General features: G+C 63.0%; 20 protein-coding genes. 6 read left to right on the forward strand and 14 right to left on the reverse strand.

Annotation, left to right across the window (positions count from 1 at the left end; genetic code table 11):
* Positions 1–120: 120 nt before the first annotated feature.
* The gene (locus NFC73_RS19575) at positions 121–405 is read right to left on the reverse strand and encodes a hypothetical protein (RefSeq protein ID WP_254752989.1); all 285 of its coding nucleotides are present in this window, start codon (positions 403–405) and stop codon (positions 121–123) included.
* A 581-nt stretch (positions 406–986) separates the two neighbouring features.
* Here NFC73_RS19575 and NFC73_RS19580 point away from each other — a divergent pair.
* Positions 987–1,454 carry a hypothetical protein gene (locus tag NFC73_RS19580; RefSeq protein WP_254752991.1) on the forward strand — a complete coding sequence of 156 codons (468 nt, stop codon included), beginning with the start codon at positions 987–989 and terminating at the stop codon, positions 1,452–1,454.
* 189 nt (positions 1,455–1,643) lie between these two features.
* Complete coding sequence (locus tag NFC73_RS19585; RefSeq protein WP_254752993.1) at positions 1,644–2,234, forward strand: hypothetical protein; 591 nt, start codon at positions 1,644–1,646, stop codon at positions 2,232–2,234.
* Between the two features lie 176 nt (positions 2,235–2,410).
* Here the strand turns inward: NFC73_RS19585 and NFC73_RS19590 are convergent, their stop codons facing one another.
* Entirely contained in the window at positions 2,411–2,800 is a 390-nt protein-coding gene (locus NFC73_RS19590) for a heavy metal-responsive transcriptional regulator (RefSeq protein ID WP_031216440.1), read from the reverse strand.
* Positions 2,801–2,972: 172 nt separating this feature from the next.
* On the opposite strand from NFC73_RS19590, the gene merA reads away from it, so the two are divergent.
* Entirely contained in the window at positions 2,973–4,415 is a 1,443-nt protein-coding gene (merA, locus tag NFC73_RS19595) for a mercury(II) reductase (protein ID WP_011691634.1), read from the forward strand.
* Between the two features lie 52 nt (positions 4,416–4,467).
* Here the strand turns inward: merA and istB are convergent, their stop codons facing one another.
* Complete coding sequence (gene istB / locus NFC73_RS19600; protein WP_011691635.1) at positions 4,468–5,283, reverse strand: IS21-like element helper ATPase IstB; 816 nt, start codon at positions 5,281–5,283, stop codon at positions 4,468–4,470.
* Entirely contained in the window at positions 5,280–6,956 is a 1,677-nt protein-coding gene (gene istA / locus NFC73_RS19605) for an IS21 family transposase (protein ID WP_011691636.1), read from the reverse strand. Before istA ends, istB begins: the two co-directional genes overlap by 4 nt.
* 194 nt (positions 6,957–7,150) lie before the next feature.
* On the opposite strand from istA, the gene NFC73_RS19610 reads away from it, so the two are divergent.
* Positions 7,151–8,140 carry a sensor histidine kinase gene (locus NFC73_RS19610; protein ID WP_254752995.1) on the forward strand — a complete coding sequence of 330 codons (990 nt, stop codon included), beginning with the start codon at positions 7,151–7,153 and terminating at the stop codon, positions 8,138–8,140.
* 67 nt (positions 8,141–8,207) lie between these two features.
* Here NFC73_RS19610 and NFC73_RS19615 read toward each other — a convergent pair whose 3' ends face one another.
* From NFC73_RS19615 to NFC73_RS19660, 10 genes are all read right to left on the reverse strand, one after another.
* The gene (locus NFC73_RS19615; RefSeq protein ID WP_254752997.1) at positions 8,208–8,471 is read right to left on the reverse strand and encodes a ParB family protein; all 264 of its coding nucleotides are present in this window, start codon (positions 8,469–8,471) and stop codon (positions 8,208–8,210) included.
* 36 nt (positions 8,472–8,507) lie between these two features.
* The gene (locus NFC73_RS19620) at positions 8,508–9,236 is read right to left on the reverse strand and encodes a single-stranded DNA-binding protein (protein ID WP_254752999.1); all 729 of its coding nucleotides are present in this window, start codon (positions 9,234–9,236) and stop codon (positions 8,508–8,510) included.
* Between the two features lie 5 nt (positions 9,237–9,241).
* Complete coding sequence (locus NFC73_RS19625) at positions 9,242–9,508, reverse strand: glutaredoxin family protein (RefSeq protein WP_254753001.1); 267 nt, start codon at positions 9,506–9,508, stop codon at positions 9,242–9,244.
* 688 nt (positions 9,509–10,196) lie between these two features.
* The gene (locus NFC73_RS19630) at positions 10,197–11,525 is read right to left on the reverse strand and encodes a ParB/RepB/Spo0J family partition protein (protein ID WP_254753045.1); all 1,329 of its coding nucleotides are present in this window, start codon (positions 11,523–11,525) and stop codon (positions 10,197–10,199) included.
* Positions 11,526–12,374: 849 nt separating this feature from the next.
* Positions 12,375–13,295, reverse strand: coding sequence for a DNA-processing protein DprA (locus NFC73_RS19635; RefSeq protein ID WP_254753003.1), 921 nt, complete (start codon positions 13,293–13,295; stop codon positions 12,375–12,377).
* 448 nt (positions 13,296–13,743) lie between these two features.
* Entirely contained in the window at positions 13,744–14,061 is a 318-nt protein-coding gene (locus NFC73_RS19640; RefSeq protein WP_131135588.1) for a hypothetical protein, read from the reverse strand.
* A gap of 586 nt (positions 14,062–14,647) precedes the next feature.
* Positions 14,648–14,797 (reverse strand): hypothetical protein, encoded by a 150-nt coding sequence (locus NFC73_RS19645; protein WP_156380210.1) that lies wholly within the window; start codon positions 14,795–14,797, stop codon positions 14,648–14,650.
* Between the two features lie 175 nt (positions 14,798–14,972).
* A complete protein-coding gene (locus tag NFC73_RS19650) occupies positions 14,973–15,995 on the reverse strand; it encodes a DUF4192 domain-containing protein (RefSeq protein ID WP_254753005.1) in 1,023 nt (340 codons plus the stop codon).
* Positions 15,996–16,567: 572 nt separating this feature from the next.
* A complete protein-coding gene (locus tag NFC73_RS19655; RefSeq protein WP_254753007.1) occupies positions 16,568–16,915 on the reverse strand; it encodes a DUF8317 domain-containing protein in 348 nt (115 codons plus the stop codon).
* A 66-nt stretch (positions 16,916–16,981) separates the two neighbouring features.
* The gene (locus NFC73_RS19660) at positions 16,982–17,410 is read right to left on the reverse strand and encodes a hypothetical protein (protein WP_254753009.1); all 429 of its coding nucleotides are present in this window, start codon (positions 17,408–17,410) and stop codon (positions 16,982–16,984) included.
* Between the two features lie 496 nt (positions 17,411–17,906).
* On the opposite strand from NFC73_RS19660, the gene NFC73_RS19665 reads away from it, so the two are divergent.
* Both NFC73_RS19665 and NFC73_RS19670 read left to right on the forward strand, forming a co-directional pair.
* Positions 17,907–18,191, forward strand: coding sequence for a hypothetical protein (locus NFC73_RS19665; protein WP_254753011.1), 285 nt, complete (start codon positions 17,907–17,909; stop codon positions 18,189–18,191).
* Positions 18,192–18,219: 28 nt separating this feature from the next.
* A complete protein-coding gene (locus NFC73_RS19670) occupies positions 18,220–18,843 on the forward strand; it encodes an ATP-dependent DNA ligase (RefSeq protein WP_254753013.1) in 624 nt (207 codons plus the stop codon).
* Positions 18,844–18,887 lie beyond the last annotated feature (44 nt).

Here is an 18,887-nt window from a genome sequence, read left to right on the forward strand (position 1 = left end):
GTGGGAGGAGCTTTTCAGGTGGCTCTCAACCACGCCAATCGTGGCTCTGAACGACACGATCCGTGATCTGGCCAGGTGGCTCTGAAGCGCACGGCACGTGGCTCCCTTGGAAGCCAGTATTCAGTCGGCGCCCGTCCCCATGGAACCGGCCCTAGCGTGGTTGAGATGAACCAGCACGGACAACAGCTGTTCTTCGTCGGCCTCTTCCGGCAGAAGCGGCAACCTGCGGACTCCCCGCAGGTAACTGCAGAGCGACTCCCCCACCAATATCCGGTGGCCCACCGGCAGTTGACAATGATTGATGTTCCCCGCGATCTCACCAAACTCCCCGCCGGCTTTGAGCTGCCGGATCCAGCCTTCGCAAAGTTTCTCGACGAGGCGGTCCGCGCTCACGGGGAGACTCACGGCTGGAGCAAAACCCGATTCAACGTGACCCGACAGGGTCTCCGGCTCCTCGCCTACGCGCAGGCGACACCGGGCGCACCGATCAAGGCAAGCCACGTGGCTGAGCTCGATCCGACCACTTTCAACAGGCAGCCCATCTTGGATGTACTCCACGCTGCAGGACTGCTGGAGGATGACAGGGAACCTGCGATCGTGACCTGGTACGCCCGCCAGGCAGCGGGTCTTCCGACCGCCATCGCCGATGAGGTCCACACTTGGTTCCAAGTAATGCTCCGCGGAAGTACCGCCTCCCCACGCTCTCGGCCACGGGCGCATGTCACTATCCGAGTCCGGGTCCGGTCCCTGCTGCCCGTTCTCCGGGCGTGGGCCGCGGACGACCGCAGCTCCCTGCGGGAAATAACCCGGGACGACATCAATCAGGCATTGCCGGCCCACGGAAGCGACCGTACTTTAATTTGCAGCGCCCTCAAGTCGCTGTTCCGCGTTCTCAAGGCCAGACGCCTCGTCTTCGGAACCCCACCACACACCTCAGGACCGGCCAACCGGAAACGCGCACCCCCTTGCCCATCGATGATGCAGCCATGCGCGCAGCACTTGAATCCAACAACCCGGTCCGTGAGGCCTTGGCCACGCTGATTGGCTACCACGCGCTGCGCAGCGGGCAGGTCCGTAACCTGCTGCTGACCGATGTCCGCGACGGACGGCTCTACCTCCCCAGCCGCACCATCTTGTTGGCGCACCCGGCGCGTCGGTCCCTCGCAACCTGGCTGGACTACCGGAACATGCAATGGCCCGAAACAATCAACCCCCACCTGTTCATCAACATCCAGACGGCTGTGCGAACGGCTCCAGTGAGCCACGTCTGGATCAACAGCACACTCGGCTTTTCCGCCCAGGCTCTGCGCGAAGACCGCATCCTGGATGAAGCTCACGCTACCAAGGACATACGTCGCCTCTGCGATCTCTTCGGCCTCAGCGTCAAAGGCGCTGAACGTTATCTGGACACCCTCGATCACGCATCGCTGGCGGCGGCCGCCAGCGGTACTTAACCGTGTACCAGCCCCTGCCTGCCCGGGCTGACCGGGTGGCGAAAACTCGCCTACCTGAGACCGGATTTCGGACCAGCCCCACTGTACGGCTGTAACGTCACGCCATGAGGAAACTTCCTCAGTAGGCTGTCCACTACGGGCACCAAACGTATTTGTGGTCTGATTTCTGGGGAGAGGGCTGCGGTAATCATGCAGGACACGTCCGTTTTTATGCCATTGGATGACTTTTTCAACAAAATTGGCAGGCGCCGGGCCATCGTTTTATGCCAGCTCCCGGTGTCGTTGGCAATGGGTCTCATAACTTTTTTCGCGCTTCTCTTCAGCCCTGCCTCGCTTACAGACACTGCGTTCCTCATAACTTTGCTCCTCCAGCTGCTGATTCTTGTGGCCAGCCTCGCCTGTCCTTGGAATCGGCTTCCTGCCGGGACTTTCGCGGTCATACCTGTGGCAGATTGCTTGGTTCTGGCCCTTACCAGAGAAGTCGGCGGCCCCGTTTTGAGCATCGTAGGGCTGCTAATCGCGTTTCCGGTGATCTGGCTTGCCGTAAGCGCCAGCAAGACGCGCCTAGCCTTGGCCATCACTGCCCCTCTTCTCGGAACTATCGCCTCCCCGCTCGCGCTGGGAAGTGAAATTGAACAGACCGATTTGATTCGCATGATTCTCTTCCCTGTCATCATGGAAGGTTTGGCTATCACCGCGCACCTGGTAGCAGGAGGCGTGCTAAAGCACAGGAACAGCAGAGATCAGAAAGACCTGGAACTGGTGATTGTGTCAACGTGATCGGAGCCCACTAGGACGGCCCGAACGGTACCCACCCGTCGGACGTCCGGGGATGATGTTGTGAGGGTGTCTAGGGGTTCTTGGCGTGGTTTCTGGGTCTGTGAAAACACTGCCGCGGGTTGGGACGATACCCGGGGTCCCGGTTGTTGGAAGCTGGCGTCTGGCGGAGTAGTGCGTCAGAGGTAGCTGCAGATTTGTTCGGGATCGCAGCTTGCGTCGGTCCCGGACGCGGCAGTGGCGTGAAGGCCGGCGACGATGGATCGCAGCGCCATTAGTTCAGAAATCTGGTGGTCCAGTTCGGCCAGCTGGTTGGAGAGAAGGTCTTGGACGTGGGCGCAGGGGGCTTCTCCGGCGTCACGGAGGCTAAGAATTTCGCGTATTTGGGTCAGGGCGAGGCCTGCGGCCCGTCCGCGGCGGATGAATTCGAGCCTGGCCACGGAGTCGTCATGGTAGTCCCGGTAGCCGTTAGAGGATCTTTTCGCTGCCGGGAGAAGCCCGCTGTCCTCGTAGAAACGCAGCGTCTTGGTTGTCATCCCTGCCGCTGCCGCGGCCTCACCGATACGCATCATGAACTCATTTCTTAGCAGGCGGCCAGGACGGCGATTCCTTGACATTCCAGTGTAGGGGAAGGTTGAGAATGGGATGCAGAGCTGGTCTTCGGTTGAAGGCTGCACATGGCGGTCGGTTGAGCAACAGGTGTGCTGGCGGCTGCTTCCCTTCCATCTTCAGGAGTCCCTCGTGTCGGCAGCATCTTTCGATTATGACCTGGCCATTATCGGTTCCGGCGGGGCTGCTTTCGCTGCGGCCATCCGGGCAACCAGCCGTGGCAAGCGGGTGTTGATGGTGGAGCGCAGCACTGTGGGAGGCACGTGCGTGAACACGGGCTGCATCCCGTCCAAGGCCCTGCTGGCCGCCGCGGAAGCCCGCCATGTCGCCCTCGATGCTTCCGGACGGTTCCCCGGTATCAGCACCTCCGCAGAGCCGGTGGATATGCCCGAACTGGTCGCCGGGAAGCGCTCACTGGTCGAATCCATGCGGTCAGAGAAGTATGTGGATCTCGCCGCGGGCTATGGATGGAACCTGCAGCGGGGGACGGCGGTGTTCGCCGGAACCGCAGCCGCACCGGTTTTGAACATCACCGCCCCGGGCGGAACCACCGAGACAGTCAGCGCGGAACACTACCTGGTCGCGACCGGCTCCACCCCCTGGATCCCTGAAGTGCCGGGAATGGACGAGGTGGATTATCTGACGTCCACGAGTGCGATGGAGCTGCAGGACGTTCCCGCTTCGATGCTGGTGGTGGGCGGCGGGTATGTGGCGCTGGAGCAGGCGCAGCTTTTCGCCCGGCTCGGCACGGAGGTGACCATCCTGGTCCGGTCCAAGCTCGCCTCGGCCGAAGAGCCTGAAGCCGGGCATGCCCTCGCCGGTGTCTTCGCCGATGAGGGCATCCGGGTCGTCCGTCGAGCGACAGCGTCCTCGGTCCGGACCGATGAGGTGTCGGGGGACGTGGTCGTGGATGCTTCCGTCTCAGGAGGAAACGAGGAATTCAGGGCCGCGCGCCTGCTCATGGCAACAGGCCGGCGCCCGGTCACGGAGGATTTGAACCTTTGCATGGTCGGCGTTGAAACCGGGGACCGCGGGGAAGTCCTGGTCGACGGGAGCCTTCGCAGTACTAATCCGAGGATCTGGGCCGCGGGTGATGTGACGGGTCACCCGGAGTTCGTTTATGTCGCCGCCGCGCACGGGGCCCTGATGGTGGAGAACGCCTTTGAGGGTGCCGGGCGTGAGGTCGATTACCGGCACCTGCCCCGGGTCACGTTTACCAGCCCTGCCCTGGCCGCTGTCGGGATGACGGACAAGGAAGCGAACCAGGCAGGGATCCGGTGCATGTGCCGGGTTCTGCCGCTCAAATTTATCCCTCGCGCGCTGGTGAACCGTGATACCCGCGGCTTCATCAAGATCGTTGCCGACGCGGACACGGGTCGGATTGTAGGGATCACTGTCGTGGGTAAGGACGCCGGGGACATCGCCGCCGCAGGGATTTACATTCTGGAGGCCGGGATGACCGTTGATCAGGTCGCGAATCTCTGGAGCCCCTATCTGACCATGGCCGAAGGCATCAAGATAGCAGCCCAGTCCTTCACTACTGACGTCTCCAAACTGTCCTGTTGCGCGGCATGAAGTGGTCAACGACAACCTATGTGTTCGTGGGGCGGGCGGCCGCGGCTACCTTTTAGTGCGCGTTCCTTGTCAGGCTGTGGGCGAGGCGGTAGGAATCGGTGCCGGTTTCGATGATGGTGCCGTTGAACGTCAGCCGGTCAACGATCGCGGCGCAGAGGCGCGGGTCGGTGAATGTCTTGGTCCAGCCGGAGAACGACTCGTTGGAAGCGATGGCGATGGAGTTCTTCTCTTCGCGTTCGGTGAGGACCTGGAAGAGGAGTTCGGCGCCGCGCCGGTCCAGTTCCATATAGCCGAGCTCGTCAATGCAGAGCAGGTCCACTCGGCCGTATCTGGCGATGGTCTTGGCGAGGACTTTGTCGTCGGCGGCTTCGACGAGTTCGTTCACGAGCCGGGTGGCCAAAGTGTATTTGACCCGGTATCCCTTCTCCGCCGCGGCGGTGCCCAGCCCGATAAGCAGGTGGGATTTGCCGGTTCCGGAGTCCCCGATCAGGCATAGCGGTGCACCTTTTCGAATCCATTCGCCGGTAGCGAGGGTATGGATGGTAGCGGGGTTGATGTTCGTGTTCGCGTCGAAATCGAAATCACCGAGCCATTTATCCCGGGGAAAGTTCGCGGCTTTGACGCGTCGGATTGAGGAGCGACGGTCCCGGTCATCGCATTCGGCCAGCAGCAGCTCGGCCAGGAAGCCTTGGTAAGAGAGTTGTTCCTTCCCCGCGACGGTCAGAGCTTCGTCCAGAACCGCCCGGATGGTGGGCAGGCGCAATCGGCGGCATGCTTGGTCCACGGCCGCGACCGCGGCCTGCTCAGTCAGACCGCGGCGCCGTCGCAGGGTTGGGGTGATGGTGGTGGCCGGTGCGGTGGGGCTCATGAGATGTTTTCCTTCGACGCGGTTCCTGCGGAGTGTTCGGTGCGTTTGGCCAGCAGCTCGTCATAGGCGCTGATCGCCGGGAGCGGCCGCTTGTCTGGAGGGAGCCCGGCGATGACCGCCGCCGGGTCCATCAGCCGGCGCTGGGTCAGGCTGACAACTCGTTGCACTTTCGCTTCAGCATGAGCACCGCGATGACGGTCAGGACGGGACCCACCAGCAGGGATGCTGGAGGCATGTCGGCGGCCTTCAACCGCCACGACGTCGGCACTGACGGCACCTACTCCAAGGGCTGCGGTGATCCCTGCCTCGATGTCTTCGGCTTCCATCGATCGGTGCAGCAGCAGGACGTCAATCAGTTCACGGGTCCCCGCGGCATCACCGTTGACCCTGCGCGAGGCAGACCAGAAGGCGTCATGGGCGCTGGTGAAAGCACCCGACTCCCGCGCCCTGGCCAAAGCAGTGGAACCAGGCAAAGCGCCGGGCTTGGTCTTGAGGACCTCCAGATAATGGTCCAACTGGACCGACTGCCCGCCCTTGGCAATAATCCGCTGGTGCCGGGCCGCCACCGCGCGGCCGTCGAACACCACAACTTCGGATGCCCGCAATGAAACCCGGACCCGCCGACCGATGAACCGTGCTGGCACCGAGTACTTCACCATCCGCACGGTGATCATTGAGGACCGGTCCACTCTCGGGTTCAACACCAGACCGGGATCGAACTCGTCGGCCGGCAACGGTGCCAGGAACGGGCGCTCGGCGGCGAAGTCCTGGCCGATAGTGCGGATCCTGCCATCAATCCGCCGCTGATCGTCTTGAACCTCCCGGCTCCGGATCCAGTCGTTGAGCTCATCAAGGGACCTCGCCACGGGCATCGGGGTCAGCCGGTTGCGGCGGAACCAGCCCACCTCGCCCTCGACCCCGCCTTTCTCGTGAGCGCCGGCAAGACCTGGCTGGCAATAAAAGGCATCAAATCCATAGAACGAGCGAAACAACACCCACCGGTCATTCTCCAGGCGGTTCCGCCCCTGACCGAACACCACGGCCCTGACGGCACTGGTGAGGTTGTCATAGCGGATATGTTTGACCGGCACGCCGCCGATCTCGTTGAACGCCTCGACGTGGCCTTCCAGAAACGCTTCCTGGGCCTGGGTGGGGTAAATCCGGTGGATGGCTTTGCCGGAGTGAGAAAGCCGGAAGATGAACATGTGGCATTTCGTCTTTACCCCGTCCAGCACGATCCAGACTTCACCGAAGTCCACTTCCGCTTCCGCGCCCGGGGCGTGCTCCTGAGGAACAAATACCTCAACCCGGCGGCCGGCCTCCACATCGATCTGCGCCCGGCGGACCCGAACGTAGTCACGCACCGTCGAATACGACAACTCGTCCGCTCCATGCTCCTCGATGAGCCGGGCAAGAATCCTCCGGGCAGTGTGACGCTGCTTCCTCGGCGCCGTCGTGTCCTCGACGAGCATGGCGTCGATCGTCGGTTTATAAGGATCAAGCCGCGGCGAGGACCGTACAGGAGTTTTACGCTCTGGCGGGACCGGGGAACTTAACGCCTTACGCACGGTTTTCCGCGCCACCTGGTGCCTGCGGGCAAGCTCCCGGATTGACGCGCCCTCCACCCGGGCATCCCTCCGAATCTGCGCGAACAACTCCACTCTTGACCCCATCCCGGCCCTCCCGTCGTCGATCCAACACTGGATGGATCAACGTTCACAGGTGGGTACCATTCAAGCCGTCATTAGGTTCGGCATGTCCGGCTGGTGGGTACCGTTCGGGCCGTCCTAGTGGGCTCCGATCAGACTGTCATACTCAACTGGTCCGCCTCCATGAGAAAACGAAAGATCACGAGCAACTACTTAACGTGGTCCTCGAGACGGTAAACGTAGGCGTGTGGGCTCTCGATACAGGTGGCGGCGACATTCTTACCAACCGCCGCCTACGAGCGGACCGCACCATGGCTCAGCGCATGCCGGGCGTCAACCCGTTCGTCGTCGGACCTGCGCAGGCCACCCAAACACTGTCAGCTGGTCCAGCAGAACTTGCACTAAGCGGTGACAGCTTCACCAACAAGTTGATACGTGTCGGCACTGGCGACCAGCAGCAGCGCTTTTCCGCCACGGCGAAACCCTTTCATGACAATGAGGGACGGCAAAAGGGCTCCGTTCTGGCCTTCACCGATGTCACAGCCCTGGTATCGGCTCTCGAAGCCAGAGATAAGTTCGTCGCAACGGTATCCCACGAACTCCGAACTCCCCTGACATCCATACTCGGCTATCTGGAACTCCTGAGAGATGAACCCGACGCAGAATACCTCGGCGTTATCGAACGAAACGCTCAACGCTTGCTGACCCTGATTAACGACCTTCTCCTAGTCGCCTCGGAGGATCTCGAGATACGCCGGAGACCGGCAAACCTCTCCCAACTCGTGGAGAAGGCGACCCGAAGCGCGGAACATGAAGCGTCAGCCAAAGGCATCATCCTCAATGACCATATCCAAGGCGACCTTGAAGCCGAGGTGGACCCGGAACAGTTCACCCGGGCCATCACACAGCTACTGTCCAACGCCATCAAGTTCTCGCCTGAAGGCAGCGAGGTGCTAATCGCGCTGAGGGGACAAAACGGCGGGTTCATCTGTTCCATTAGTGACCAGGGAATTGGCATGACGGAGGAAGAACAAGAGCAGGCATTCACCAAGTTCTTCAGATCCGACCACGCCATGAAGACCGCCGTCCCCGGAGCCGGCCTCGGGCTGTCCATCAGCAAAGCCATCATCGAAGCACATGGTGGACAAATTCGCCTCAAGAGCAAGCCAGGGAGCGGCACCACCGTCACCGTAAGTGTCTCCAGCTAAACGAGACCCAGTGGAGTGACAGGGAGTGGCCCTAAGTCCTCGCCGGCATTCCGGGACGGAAGCGGGTTCAGTGTTCAGACCGGCGCTGAAGTTCCTCGCGGGTTCGCCGGCCCGGCCGCATCCTACCGGCGGGGACGCCGGACCATTTCTTTCCCCCGTTGTACTTACGCTGCAACCGCCGAAGCTCCCGAAGGGTTGCTGCTTCGACGAGTTCAGAGATCGAAGCATACCCTTCCAAGCGCCCCACCTCCTGAACTGCAGCCCGGATCTGGTCAGCATCCGCTTCAGTGAAGTACGGGGTAACAGTCTTTGTTTTCTTAGGAACCGGCATTGGTCACGTCCGCCCGATTGAGCCGCGTCGCAGGTTTCAGCGCGCGGGGTAGGATGCCGTATCTGGCACGCCAGCGGATTCTGCATCGTTGGCGTTCTTCCCGAACCACGGGTCATCATCGGCGTAGCCGCTGGCATCAACCCCTGCAGCGCTTTTGTTCAGCGCTTTGACCACTTGGGACCCCGTCGGCGCCGCCGCTGTGTAACGGAGGGACAGCCCGATTTCGTCGACCTCGAACTCGATCACTGTGCGCTTCTCCCCCGCTTTGGTCTCATAGGTGCGGGGCTTCAGCCGGCCACTGGCCACGACACGGCTGCCCTTGGTCAGAGACGCAACAACGTTTTCTGCTGCTTCTCGCCAGACCGTGGACCGGAGGAAAAGAGTTTCCCCGTCCTTCCACTCCTTACTCTGGGCATCAAAGGTGCGTGGGGTGGACGCAATGGTGAAGTTCGCGACCGGAGTACCTTCAGTATTGCCGAACCCACGGGAAACTGGAGTGAACCGCAGTTCGGGGTCGCTGGTGAGGTTGCCGATGACCGTGATCGTGGTTTCTCCGGCCATGATGGTGGGTGCCTTTCGAGAGGTGTTCCGGATGTCGTGGTGGTCCTCAGACCCACACCATTCCGGGTACGGGAGTGGCTCGTAGTGGTCCACGAGGGGGACGTTGATGGTGCCCTCCGGATTAGCGTCCAGGCCGAACCATTCAGCGTCGGTGATCCGTCGGGGGCTAAGCGTGAACCGCTCCCCCTGCTGCGTGTCAGTCATAGAGCTCACGCCGCCTGGCGGTTCATGGATGCTTGGACCAGCTTGTCCCGGCGGAGCCCTGACCAGTGATCCTGGTCATCGGCATTGTTTTGCACGACGGGCGCCTGGGCGTAGCCAAGTTCTTCGGTGATGTATTCGAGGGCGGCGGGGTTCTCGGTGATATCCACGGCCGTGTAGGTGATGCCCTTGGATTCGAAGTATGCCTTCGTCCGGTCGCAGTTCGGACATTCAGGCTTGGTGTAGACCGTGTAATCGGTGGGGGAGGAAGTCATTTTCAGTACCTGGTTTCGTATGAGTTCTAGTTGCGTTCGACTGCTTGACTTGATACCTCCATTCTATCAATTATTCAACTGAATAAATAGACTTTCTCCGCATAATCTAGAGGTTTTTGGCTCTATTTTAGGTGAGGCCTGGCAGTGGTGATGCCGTCAGCTTCCGGCGTGTAGCCGCCCCGTTCCTGGTCCTCGGAATAGAGCCGCCCTGGTAGCCGGCCCTCCACGATCCGCAGCAGCCGGCACCTGATGGCCACGGACGTTCACTGTGTCGTCCACGGCATCTTTGGGTTTGAGTAGCTGGCGGGATGTGGTCAGCCGTCAGGCTGGTCCCCGTCGTCCAGGTGTGTGCGGGAAAAGCCCGGACGTTGAGCTTTTGCCGTGCCCAGGTGGGCGAGGGGTCTTCATGGGTGGGGACACCGTTTCCTGGTAACTGCTGCGCTGTCCCCACGGAACGGCTAGTGGTGGCCGCGTTGGAACGGCGGTCTGTCGCTGGTGACCACGCTGGGTGCTGCCACCTGGGGAGGCGGACCGCCCGCGATTCTCACCGTTCCGATGCCCTGTTTCCCTGCCCCTGCGGGCTTTGACATGTTTCCCGTTTTGGCCGGTAGACTGTGGGGAGAAGAAGCCCCGGAACCTAGATACTTCGAACATCTAGGGTCCGGGGTTTTTCTATGCCCGGTGGTGGTTACTTGCCGCTGTCGATGATGATCTGTTCAGTCTCCGATGCGGTGTATCCCCATGTGACGAGCTGGTTCAGGTAGTCGCGGTGGGACTGGTGCGGTGCCCGCCATGAATCTTTGGCGATGGTCTTTTCATACCCGGCGCAGATCAGGGCGATCAAGGAGAACTCGGGTCGGGTCGTGGTCTTGGCCACGTGATCCCTCAGCGGGTTCCACGCCCACGTTTTCTCCCCTTCGATCTTTGCCCCAGCCATATGCGCGGCCACTTCACCGTCGTAGCCGCTGGCGACTTCTGAGTGGTGGGTGATGGCGTGGACGGTGAAGTACTGCCAGCCCTTGGGAGCCTGCTTCTTTGCCAGTAACGCGGTGACCCATTCCCGGCGTACGGTCGTCGCCGAAATCATCAATTTGTTGTTCTCGATCAGGGTCCGGCGTTCGACTTTCTGCTCATCGGTCATCGGTCCTTTCTGCGCGGAACTGCCGCCGTCGTAACGCTCGTGCTTGGGTGTGAAGCCCAGCGCTTCCCATCCGGTGATTACCGGTTTGGCGGAGTGTTCTCCCTGCCAGTTGCTGATGATGATGTAGGCGTTCGCGTCGTCCTCGGTTGCGTCCTCCCCATCGGAGCAGCGGGCGGCGGAAACGTACAGGTTTTCCTCCCCTTCATAGTGCCCGGCATCCTCCACAATGGTCTTCCCTGCCGCTTCGAGTTCAGCAATCAGCGCCGCAAGGGCGGCGGCTCGGTCCCTGCGGTCCCGCAACTGCTGAGCCACGTGATGCAACTGGTCCGGCTCGTCGGCCAGTACGGATTCAATTTCCTCCGTAGCGTCCTGGTTCCCTTCAAATTCGGCCAGTATCAGCGCTTCCTCGATCGTGCATCCCTTCCCCAGTGCGGCGTCCCCGGCGGTGCTGGACTTCGCTTTCAGCGCGTCCTCGACGGTGATTTTGGTCCGCCCGGTTTTCTTGGCGATCTGCGCCGCTGAGACACCGATCAGGGACAGCTGGTGGTAGGCGTCGGCCTCGTCCGCTTGGGTGAGTTCGGCGCGCTGGATGTTCTCCACCACCTGCGTCACGATCCGTTCGGCTTCTTCGGGGCTGTCCATGACCATGACCGGGATCAGGGGACGGGCCGCTTCGACGGCGGCGCGGGTGCGGCGCTGTCCCATCAGCACGTGCACTGTCCCATTCTCCTGACGGTGGGCGATCACGGGTTCAAGCACGCCATGTTCCTTGATGCTGGCTACGAACGAAGGCGTCAGTGCCGCGTCTTTGCGGACGTTCACGTCCACGGTCAGGGTGCCCGGGTCCAGCCATTCCAGCGTCGGGGCCGTAGCGATGGGGTTTTCTGCGATTGCAGTCATGAGGTGGTTCTCCTTGTTTCATCGACTCGAGGTGAGGGGGCTGTGGAACTGTGCCAGCTACTGCCCTTCTCCCCCGTTGTTTTTTGGTTGCTGGCAAGCTCGCTTGCTCGGCGGCCGACGGAGCCCTGTCTACCCAAAGGGCAAGGTGGGGGAAATTCCCGGAGGAAATCAGCGACGCAGGAGCGCCGCAGGGAAATTCACTCGCCGCAGGCCCCGACGTAGGAGGGGCTAGACGGGGTGGAGCGGACGCCTAGAATCCGAAGGACAGCAACCAAAAAACGTCGAAGACGTAGACAAAGGTGATGACGGGCAGGAGCTCTGCGACAGACCGGCAACACCCAACAGCCGGCCGCGCCAGCGGACGCCCATCAACTGGTTACACCGCAACCAGGGCGAGCCCAACGAGCCTGCCCGAACACCAAACAAAGCCCGTACTTTAGTCGCGCCAGCTCCCCCCGGGAGTGAGTACTTTAGTCGCGCCAGCTCCCCCGGGAGTGAGTACATTGGTCGCGCCAGGGGCTTGTTAACGGGCGGAAGGGCCGGCACCTCTTGCAGGTGCCGGCCCTTCCTGTTTCCCTCAGCAAAAGGAAATCTATAAGTGCAGCAACATCGCTGCAGGACTGATTGGCGTCAGCGTATCTGCTGCAACGGACAGTCGGAATGTTTAAGGTGAGGGATGCCGCGGTGGGACGCCGGCGTGTGGTGCTTGGTTGCTCGCTGGAGCGCTGTGGGCGGTCCGTCGCTAGTTCCCAGGCACTGTGCCGACCAGTTTGCGGCGGACCGCCAGCGGTGACCGGACCTTGGGGGGCCGGCCACCGCTGAGCTTTAGCTGGTGAGGAGTTCCATCAGTTCGTTGGTTTCGGTCACGAGGACGGCGGACCCGTCCCGGGCGAGCCGGTGGCAGCCTGCGCTGTTCGCGGAAGTCACCGGGCCGGGCACGACGGCGACGTGACGGGCGATGGTTTCGGCGTGGTGGGCGGTGTTCAGCGCGCCGGAACGGTAGCGGGCTTCCACGACACACACGGCACCGGACAGGGCCGCCATGATCCTGCCGCGCTGGAGAAACCTGTGGCGGGTGGGGGCGGTCCCGGCTGGCATTTCGGAAATCATGAGTCCGGTTCCAAGAAGTGCCCGGCCAAGGTCGGCGTTTCCTGAGGGGTAGAACCGGTCTACGCCTCCGGCGACCACGGCGATGGTCGGCATTGCCTCGGGCGTGCTTCCGGCCAGCGCTGACTTGTGGCTGATCGCGTCCACTCCGTAGCCGAGACCGGAAATAACGGTGATGCCGCGTTGGGCCAGGCCGTGGGCGAAGTCTCCGGCGATAGCTGCCCCGTAGGCGGTGCAGTCCCGGGATCCGGTGAGGGTGACGCAGCGGTCAGTTGCCGGGATCCCTGTGGTGAGGTTTCCCCGGTACCAGAGTCCCAGCGGGGGCACTTCAAGATCATCCACACCTGCTGGCCAGTGCTCGTCTCCGGGAATGAGGAACCCGCCGCCCAGCGCGGCCGCGTCGTCCAGATCCTTTTGCGGGTCAATGTCCCCGGTGTAGTGCTGTGCGGCGCAGGCCACCGCGGCGGTAAATTCTTCCGACGTGACGCCCTTCAGGGCGTGGGGTGCCTGCTCTCCGGTCAGGAGGCGCAACGCGGCGTACGCGCCGAGCTGGCCGACGACGGCGGCCACAACCCGATCAGCGGGTTCAAACAGGCGGGTCAGTGCTGCGCGGGCCGTACGGTCTCCAGTGATGTTCATGGTGGCGTCCTTTGCTGAGGATTGGGATGGTGAGGGGACCTCGTAACCGGGCCAGCTGCCCCTCTCCCCCCGTTGTTTTTTGGTTGCTGGCAAGCTCGCTTGCTCGGCGGCCGACGGAGCCCTGTCTACCCAAGGGCAAGACCTGGGGGAGCTGCGAAGGAAATAAGCGACGCAGGAGCGCCGCAGCAGATCGTCCAGGGCGCAGGCCCCGGTGGAGCCTGCGGAACCGGGGCTAGAGGGGGTGGAGCGGACGCCTAGAATCCGAAGGACAGCAACCAAAAAACGTTCGTAGACAAACAGGACCGGACACGGCGGAGCCCTGCGACGTCGGGGCCGGGCCCAACAGCCGGCCGCGCAGCGGACGCCCATTCTCTGGTTGCAGCGCAGACCAGGGCGAGCCCTGCGAGCCTGCACCTGAAAGTTGCCCAGGGCGGGTACCCACGGCAGGCTAGCCCGTTGCAGCCTCAGTCAGGTTTTCGATGGCGCGTCCTGCGTCTTCTGCCTGTCGCCTGAGATCTTTGACGTCCTGTACGACGGGAGCATTCTCGATCTCGTTCACCAGGCGCTGCCATGTTTTCAGCGCCGTAAGCAGCTCGGGCGTGAAGCTGACCTGCGGCAAGTCCTTCAGTGCGAAGTAGTGGATGACGGGGGCAAGTTCAGGTGCACCAAGGCTCTGTGCCGCCGTGGCCGCTTTCTCGAGCTGGCCTGCCTCGTAATGGGCTTCGTAGTCGAAGTCACCGTCGGCATCCCAAAAGTTCGTCGTCATGGGGTGGTTCTCCTTGTTTCATCGACTCGGGGTGAGGGGGCTGTGGAACTGTGCCAGCTACTGCCCTTCTCCCCCGTTGTTTTTTGGTTGCTGGCAAGCTCGCTTGCTCGGCGGCCGACGGTGCCCTGTCTACCCGCAGGGCAAGGTGGGGGAAATTCCCGGAGGAAATCAGCGACGCAGGAGCGCCGCAGGGAAATTCACTCGCCGCAGGCCCCGACGTAGGAGGGGCTAGACGGGGTGGAGCGGACGCCTAGAATCCGAAGGACAGCAACCAAAAAACGTCGAAGACAAACAGGACCGGACACTCCGGAGCCCTGCGACGTCGGGGCCGGGCCCAACAGCCGGCCGCGCCAGCGGACGCCCATCAACTGGTTACACCGCAACCAGGGCGAGCCCGACGAGCCTGCCCGAACACCAAACAAGATCCCGTACTTTAGTCGCGCCAGCTCCCCCAGGGAATGAGTACTTTAGTCGCGCCAGGGGCTTGTTAACGGGCGGAAGGGCCGGCACCTTGCAGGCGCCGGCCCTCCCTGTTTTCCCTCAGCAAAAGGAAATCTATAGGTGCAGCAACATCGCTGCAGGAGTCTTAGTACTGCTGGCCCTGGTTGTCCCAGGTGAAGTCCGCGGGGGACTTCGTTTCGTCGTTACCCAGGATGGCGAGCTCGATGGCCTCTTCGGCCGCGGTGATGCCTTCAGGGGCTTTGTCCTGATCGGTGAGGATGAATCCGTGGCTCATGGTTGGTTCCTGCCTGGTCGTCGTGTTTCCACTCTAACCCGGCGGGTATTTCCGTGCTTTCACGGTGGTGCTGCGCCCGCGCAAGCGTGACCGGCGGCCGGCGGAGCTTGCGGGGGAGGCCGCCGCGCCCCACCTGAGGGGACCGGACCATGCTGGCCCGGCCCCCTTGGGGTTTTTAGCGTTCCCGCTTGTAGGCGGTCGCGGGGTTCTTGGCGGTGTCCGCGATCGGGCGCAGCACCATCATCTGCTCCAGCAGTTCCGCGAGGCGGTAGCCGGGGGCGTCGGCCTGGGCGAGTGTGAAGTGTTCCCCGGCCGAAGATGCCCGGCCTTTGAGGTAGTCCGTCCATCCGATCAAGGTCAGCAGCGGGGCACGGTAGCCCGCCGGTGCTGCGGTGATCAGTTCGCGGGCCACGGCTTGGGCCTTGTCCACGAGGGTCCAGTCCGGCGCGATTCCGCTGCCCAACAGCAGCGCCCCGCTGTCTTCTGCATCCGGCAGGTCCGGGTCGATGATGTTCACCAGCAGGGCGTCCCGCACGGCGGGGGCTTGGAATGCGGCCACCAACTCCACCGCTTTCATCCCGGTCAGCGGTTCGCTGGCTTCCAATGCTGCGGCCCACTGGGCGCGTGGTGCGCTCAGGTCCTCGGCCAACAGGTGCCCATACATGGACTGGATCCACTCGGTGGCCTCTGCCGGCCCGGCATAGGGCGCGTAGGTCGTGCCGGGTCCGGCGTTGTAAGCGCTGCCGCGGAACACCATTTCGGCGTTCAGGGCGCTGTCGGTGATCGCGTCCAGCGGCTGGGGTTCGCAGCATCCGGCCTCGCTGTCACACAGCAGGTCCTGCCAGTGGGTGGAGGTCACCAGCCACCCGTCTTTGAGCGGGGTCCCGGCAGCTTCGAGTACTTCAATGAGTGCCTCGATGTAGTCGTGGAACGGACGCGGGGCGTCCTCTGCGGTCAGGTCCGTGTAAACGGCCAGCAGGACCGACGTAGCAGCTTTGTCCGCTTCGAGAAAGCCGCCGATGGTGTGGGCGAACATGCCAGGCGTTGCCGCCGTGGGAGCGTCGACCCGGAGTGTGGCGCCGAGCCGGTTGCCCTGCACGGTCAGGAACACAAACGACTCGCGGGGCACGTTGCCCAGCGTGTGCGGGATGTAGCTGAGAACGTCGGCGGGGCCGGTGGCGCGTACTGAATCAGTCATGGTGTTTGTCCTTTGCTGAGGATTGGGATGGTGAGGGGACCTCGTAACCGGGCCAGCTGCCCCTCTCCCCCCGTTGTTTTTTGGTTGCTGGCAAGCTCGCTTGCTCGGCGGCCGACGGAGCCCTGTCTACCCAAAGGGCAAGGTGGGGGAAATTCCCGGAGGAAATCAGCGACGCAGGAGCGCCGCAGGGAAATTCACTCGCCGCAGGCCCCGACGTAGGAGGGGCTAGACGGGGTGGAGCGGACGCCTAGAATCCGAAGGACAGCAACCAAAAAACGTCGAAGACGTAGACAAAGGTGATGACGGGCAGGAGCTCTGCGACAGACCGGCAACACCCAACAGCCGGCCGCGCCAGCGGACGCCCATTATGGTGAGCCCTGGCGAGCCGTCCCTGTACCTTCACCACAGAAAGCGCGGCGTGGATCCCGGCGCCGGCGGCCGCCGTCGGCACTGAACCACGTTCATGGCCGTGGCGCTAACGGCGGTCCGCCGCCCGTAACCAGACACCCGGGCCGGCCACGACGGCGGACCGCCAGCGGTGACCGGACCATCTGGCCCGGCCACCGCGTTTCTTATTCTTGGCGGTCGTGCAGCGGCAACGCCCCGTAGTGGCCTGCGGCTTCCCGGAAGCGTGAGTCACTGCTGAAAATGAACGTCCCGCCGAACATGTACCACGGGGCCGGTTCCCCTTCTGCCGTGACGGGTACGGCGTGGATGGTGATGCCGCCGTCAAACGATTCGCCGGTGACGATCCGGACGGCGGGCCGTTCCTTGGATGCGGGGAATATCGGGTCAATGCCGGGACCGATAACGGTCACTTCCGTGACCTGGGCGGAGATTCCCCGGTTGGAGAAGTCGATGCCCAGGCTGTCGCGGTAGATCAGGGCGGTGATGCCTTTGGGGGTGGTGTCGTTGCTCATGGTGCTCCTTGGAAGTGGTGGGGTGCTGCGCCCCGTGGGTGACGGAGCGCAGCAGCTCAGGGATGGTTAGGCGAAGGCCGGGGCGTAGGGGGTGCGGTAGCGGCTCGGCAGCTCGGCCGCCGCCAGTGGCAGGTCTGCCGGTCCGGGGGCCTGTCCGCATTTCCACGATTCGAACGCCTCTTCGGTGATCGCGTCCCACTGCCGGGCCTGGGTCCGGTAATAGGTGGTCTTCACGTCGCCCTCGCAGTACGTGGCTACGCCGAACAATTCCCCGGTGTTGTCCGTGGCGCGGGTCGCGGCGACGATGACGTAGGGCCATTGGCCCACGTCCCAGCCGTCGCAACCCCAGACGTTCACCGCTGCCCAGCCGTGCTGGCCGATCAGTTCCATCCAGTCCCAGCCGTCGTTCATGTGGTAATCGCCCAGAACGACGGCGCCGGGGATGGTCTCGGCGGTGTCCGCCGTGGTGACGGCCTGTGTGGAAACTTTGCTCATGGTGTTTGTCCTTTGCTGAGGATTCGGTGGGTGAGGGGGCTGTGGAACTGTGCCAGCTACTGCCCTTCTCCCCCGTTGTTTTTTGGTTGCTGGCAAGCTCGCTTGCTCGGCGGCCGACGGAGCCCTGTCTACCCAAAGGGCAAGGTGGGGGAAATTCCCGGAGGAAATCAGCGACGCAGGAGCGCCGCAGGGAAATTCACTCGCCGCAGGCCCCGACGTAGGAGGGGCTAGACGGGGTGGAGCGGACGCCTAGAATCCGAAGGACAGCAACCAAAAAACGTCGAAGACGTAGACAAAGGTGATGACGGGCAGGAGCTCTGCGACAGACCGGCAACACCCAACAGCCGGCCGCGCCAGCGGACGCCCACGGGGGTGCGAGCCCTGCGAGCATGTATCTGCCCTGGGACGCGTCAGGCTGGGTTGGTGCGGTGGGATTGTCCCGTCTGGTTCCCCCAATCTCAGGCGGGACATTCTTTGTCAGAAGGAGAGACGGACTATGGGACTGCCAAGCTTCTTCACCCTGCGCCGGACACCGGCTGCAGCGGAGTCCTCCGCCGTCGCGGTCGCCGCGGAACGCGAGCCGCTGACGCCCGCGCAGCTGGCAGACCTGGAAAGGGCGTGGATCGAACTACGGCAGGCGGCCAAGGAAGCAGGCCTGTCGCTCCAGGCCTGCACGCGGGACGGCAGCCGCTGGCAGGACGACCCGCAGTCCGTACGGGCCATGGCGGAGACCATAAGGCACACCCAGAAGTACACTGCCGAGGGTATCCAGGAGCGGTAGAAACCGCCCGTCCCTTTAGGCTGGGCCCATGAGCGAGTCCATCCCGCCGGCTCTGCAACCCCCGGTTGCTGTTGCCCTGGCGAAACTCGTCAAGAACTTCCCGGGACCCGACTCACTGCCGGGCCGGCTATATGCCGAACCCAAATGGGACGGATACCGGACTGTCGCCCTCATAAATTTTGACGGGGTGACGCTCTGGTTGCGGCAGGGCAAAGAGCTCACACGGATCCTGCCTGACCTGGCCGCAGCCCTCGGGGCTCAGGTCCCGCCCGGTGTCGTCCTCGACGGCGAAGCCGTCATCTGGAACAGGGATCGGCTGGACTTTGAGGCGCTGCAGCGGCGCATGGTGACGTCCAGGGCGGCTCTGCCGGCGCTGGTGAAGGAGTTCCCGGCCGCGTTCGCGGCCTTCGATGTGCTGGCCGTCGCCGGGCAGGACGTCCGCGGGATCCCGTTCGCCGGTCGCCGGCAGCTGCTCGAAGAATTGGCCCGGGAATGGGCCGCCCCGCTGACCCTTTCCCCGACCACTACAGACCCGGAATTGGCCAAGACCTGGCTACGGGATCTGCCCACCACCGGGATTGAAGGGTTGGTCTTTAAGGGAGGATCGCAGACATATGATGGCTCGCGCTCTTGGTTAGTTATCTGCACTTAGTGTCCGCGCGCCGTCGGCATCTCCGGCCTTGTTGGCTGTAGGCA

Origin of the sequence: Pseudarthrobacter humi (assembly GCF_024294965.1) — a bacterium.
Taxonomy (GTDB): domain Bacteria; phylum Actinomycetota; class Actinomycetes; order Actinomycetales; family Micrococcaceae; genus Arthrobacter; species Arthrobacter humi.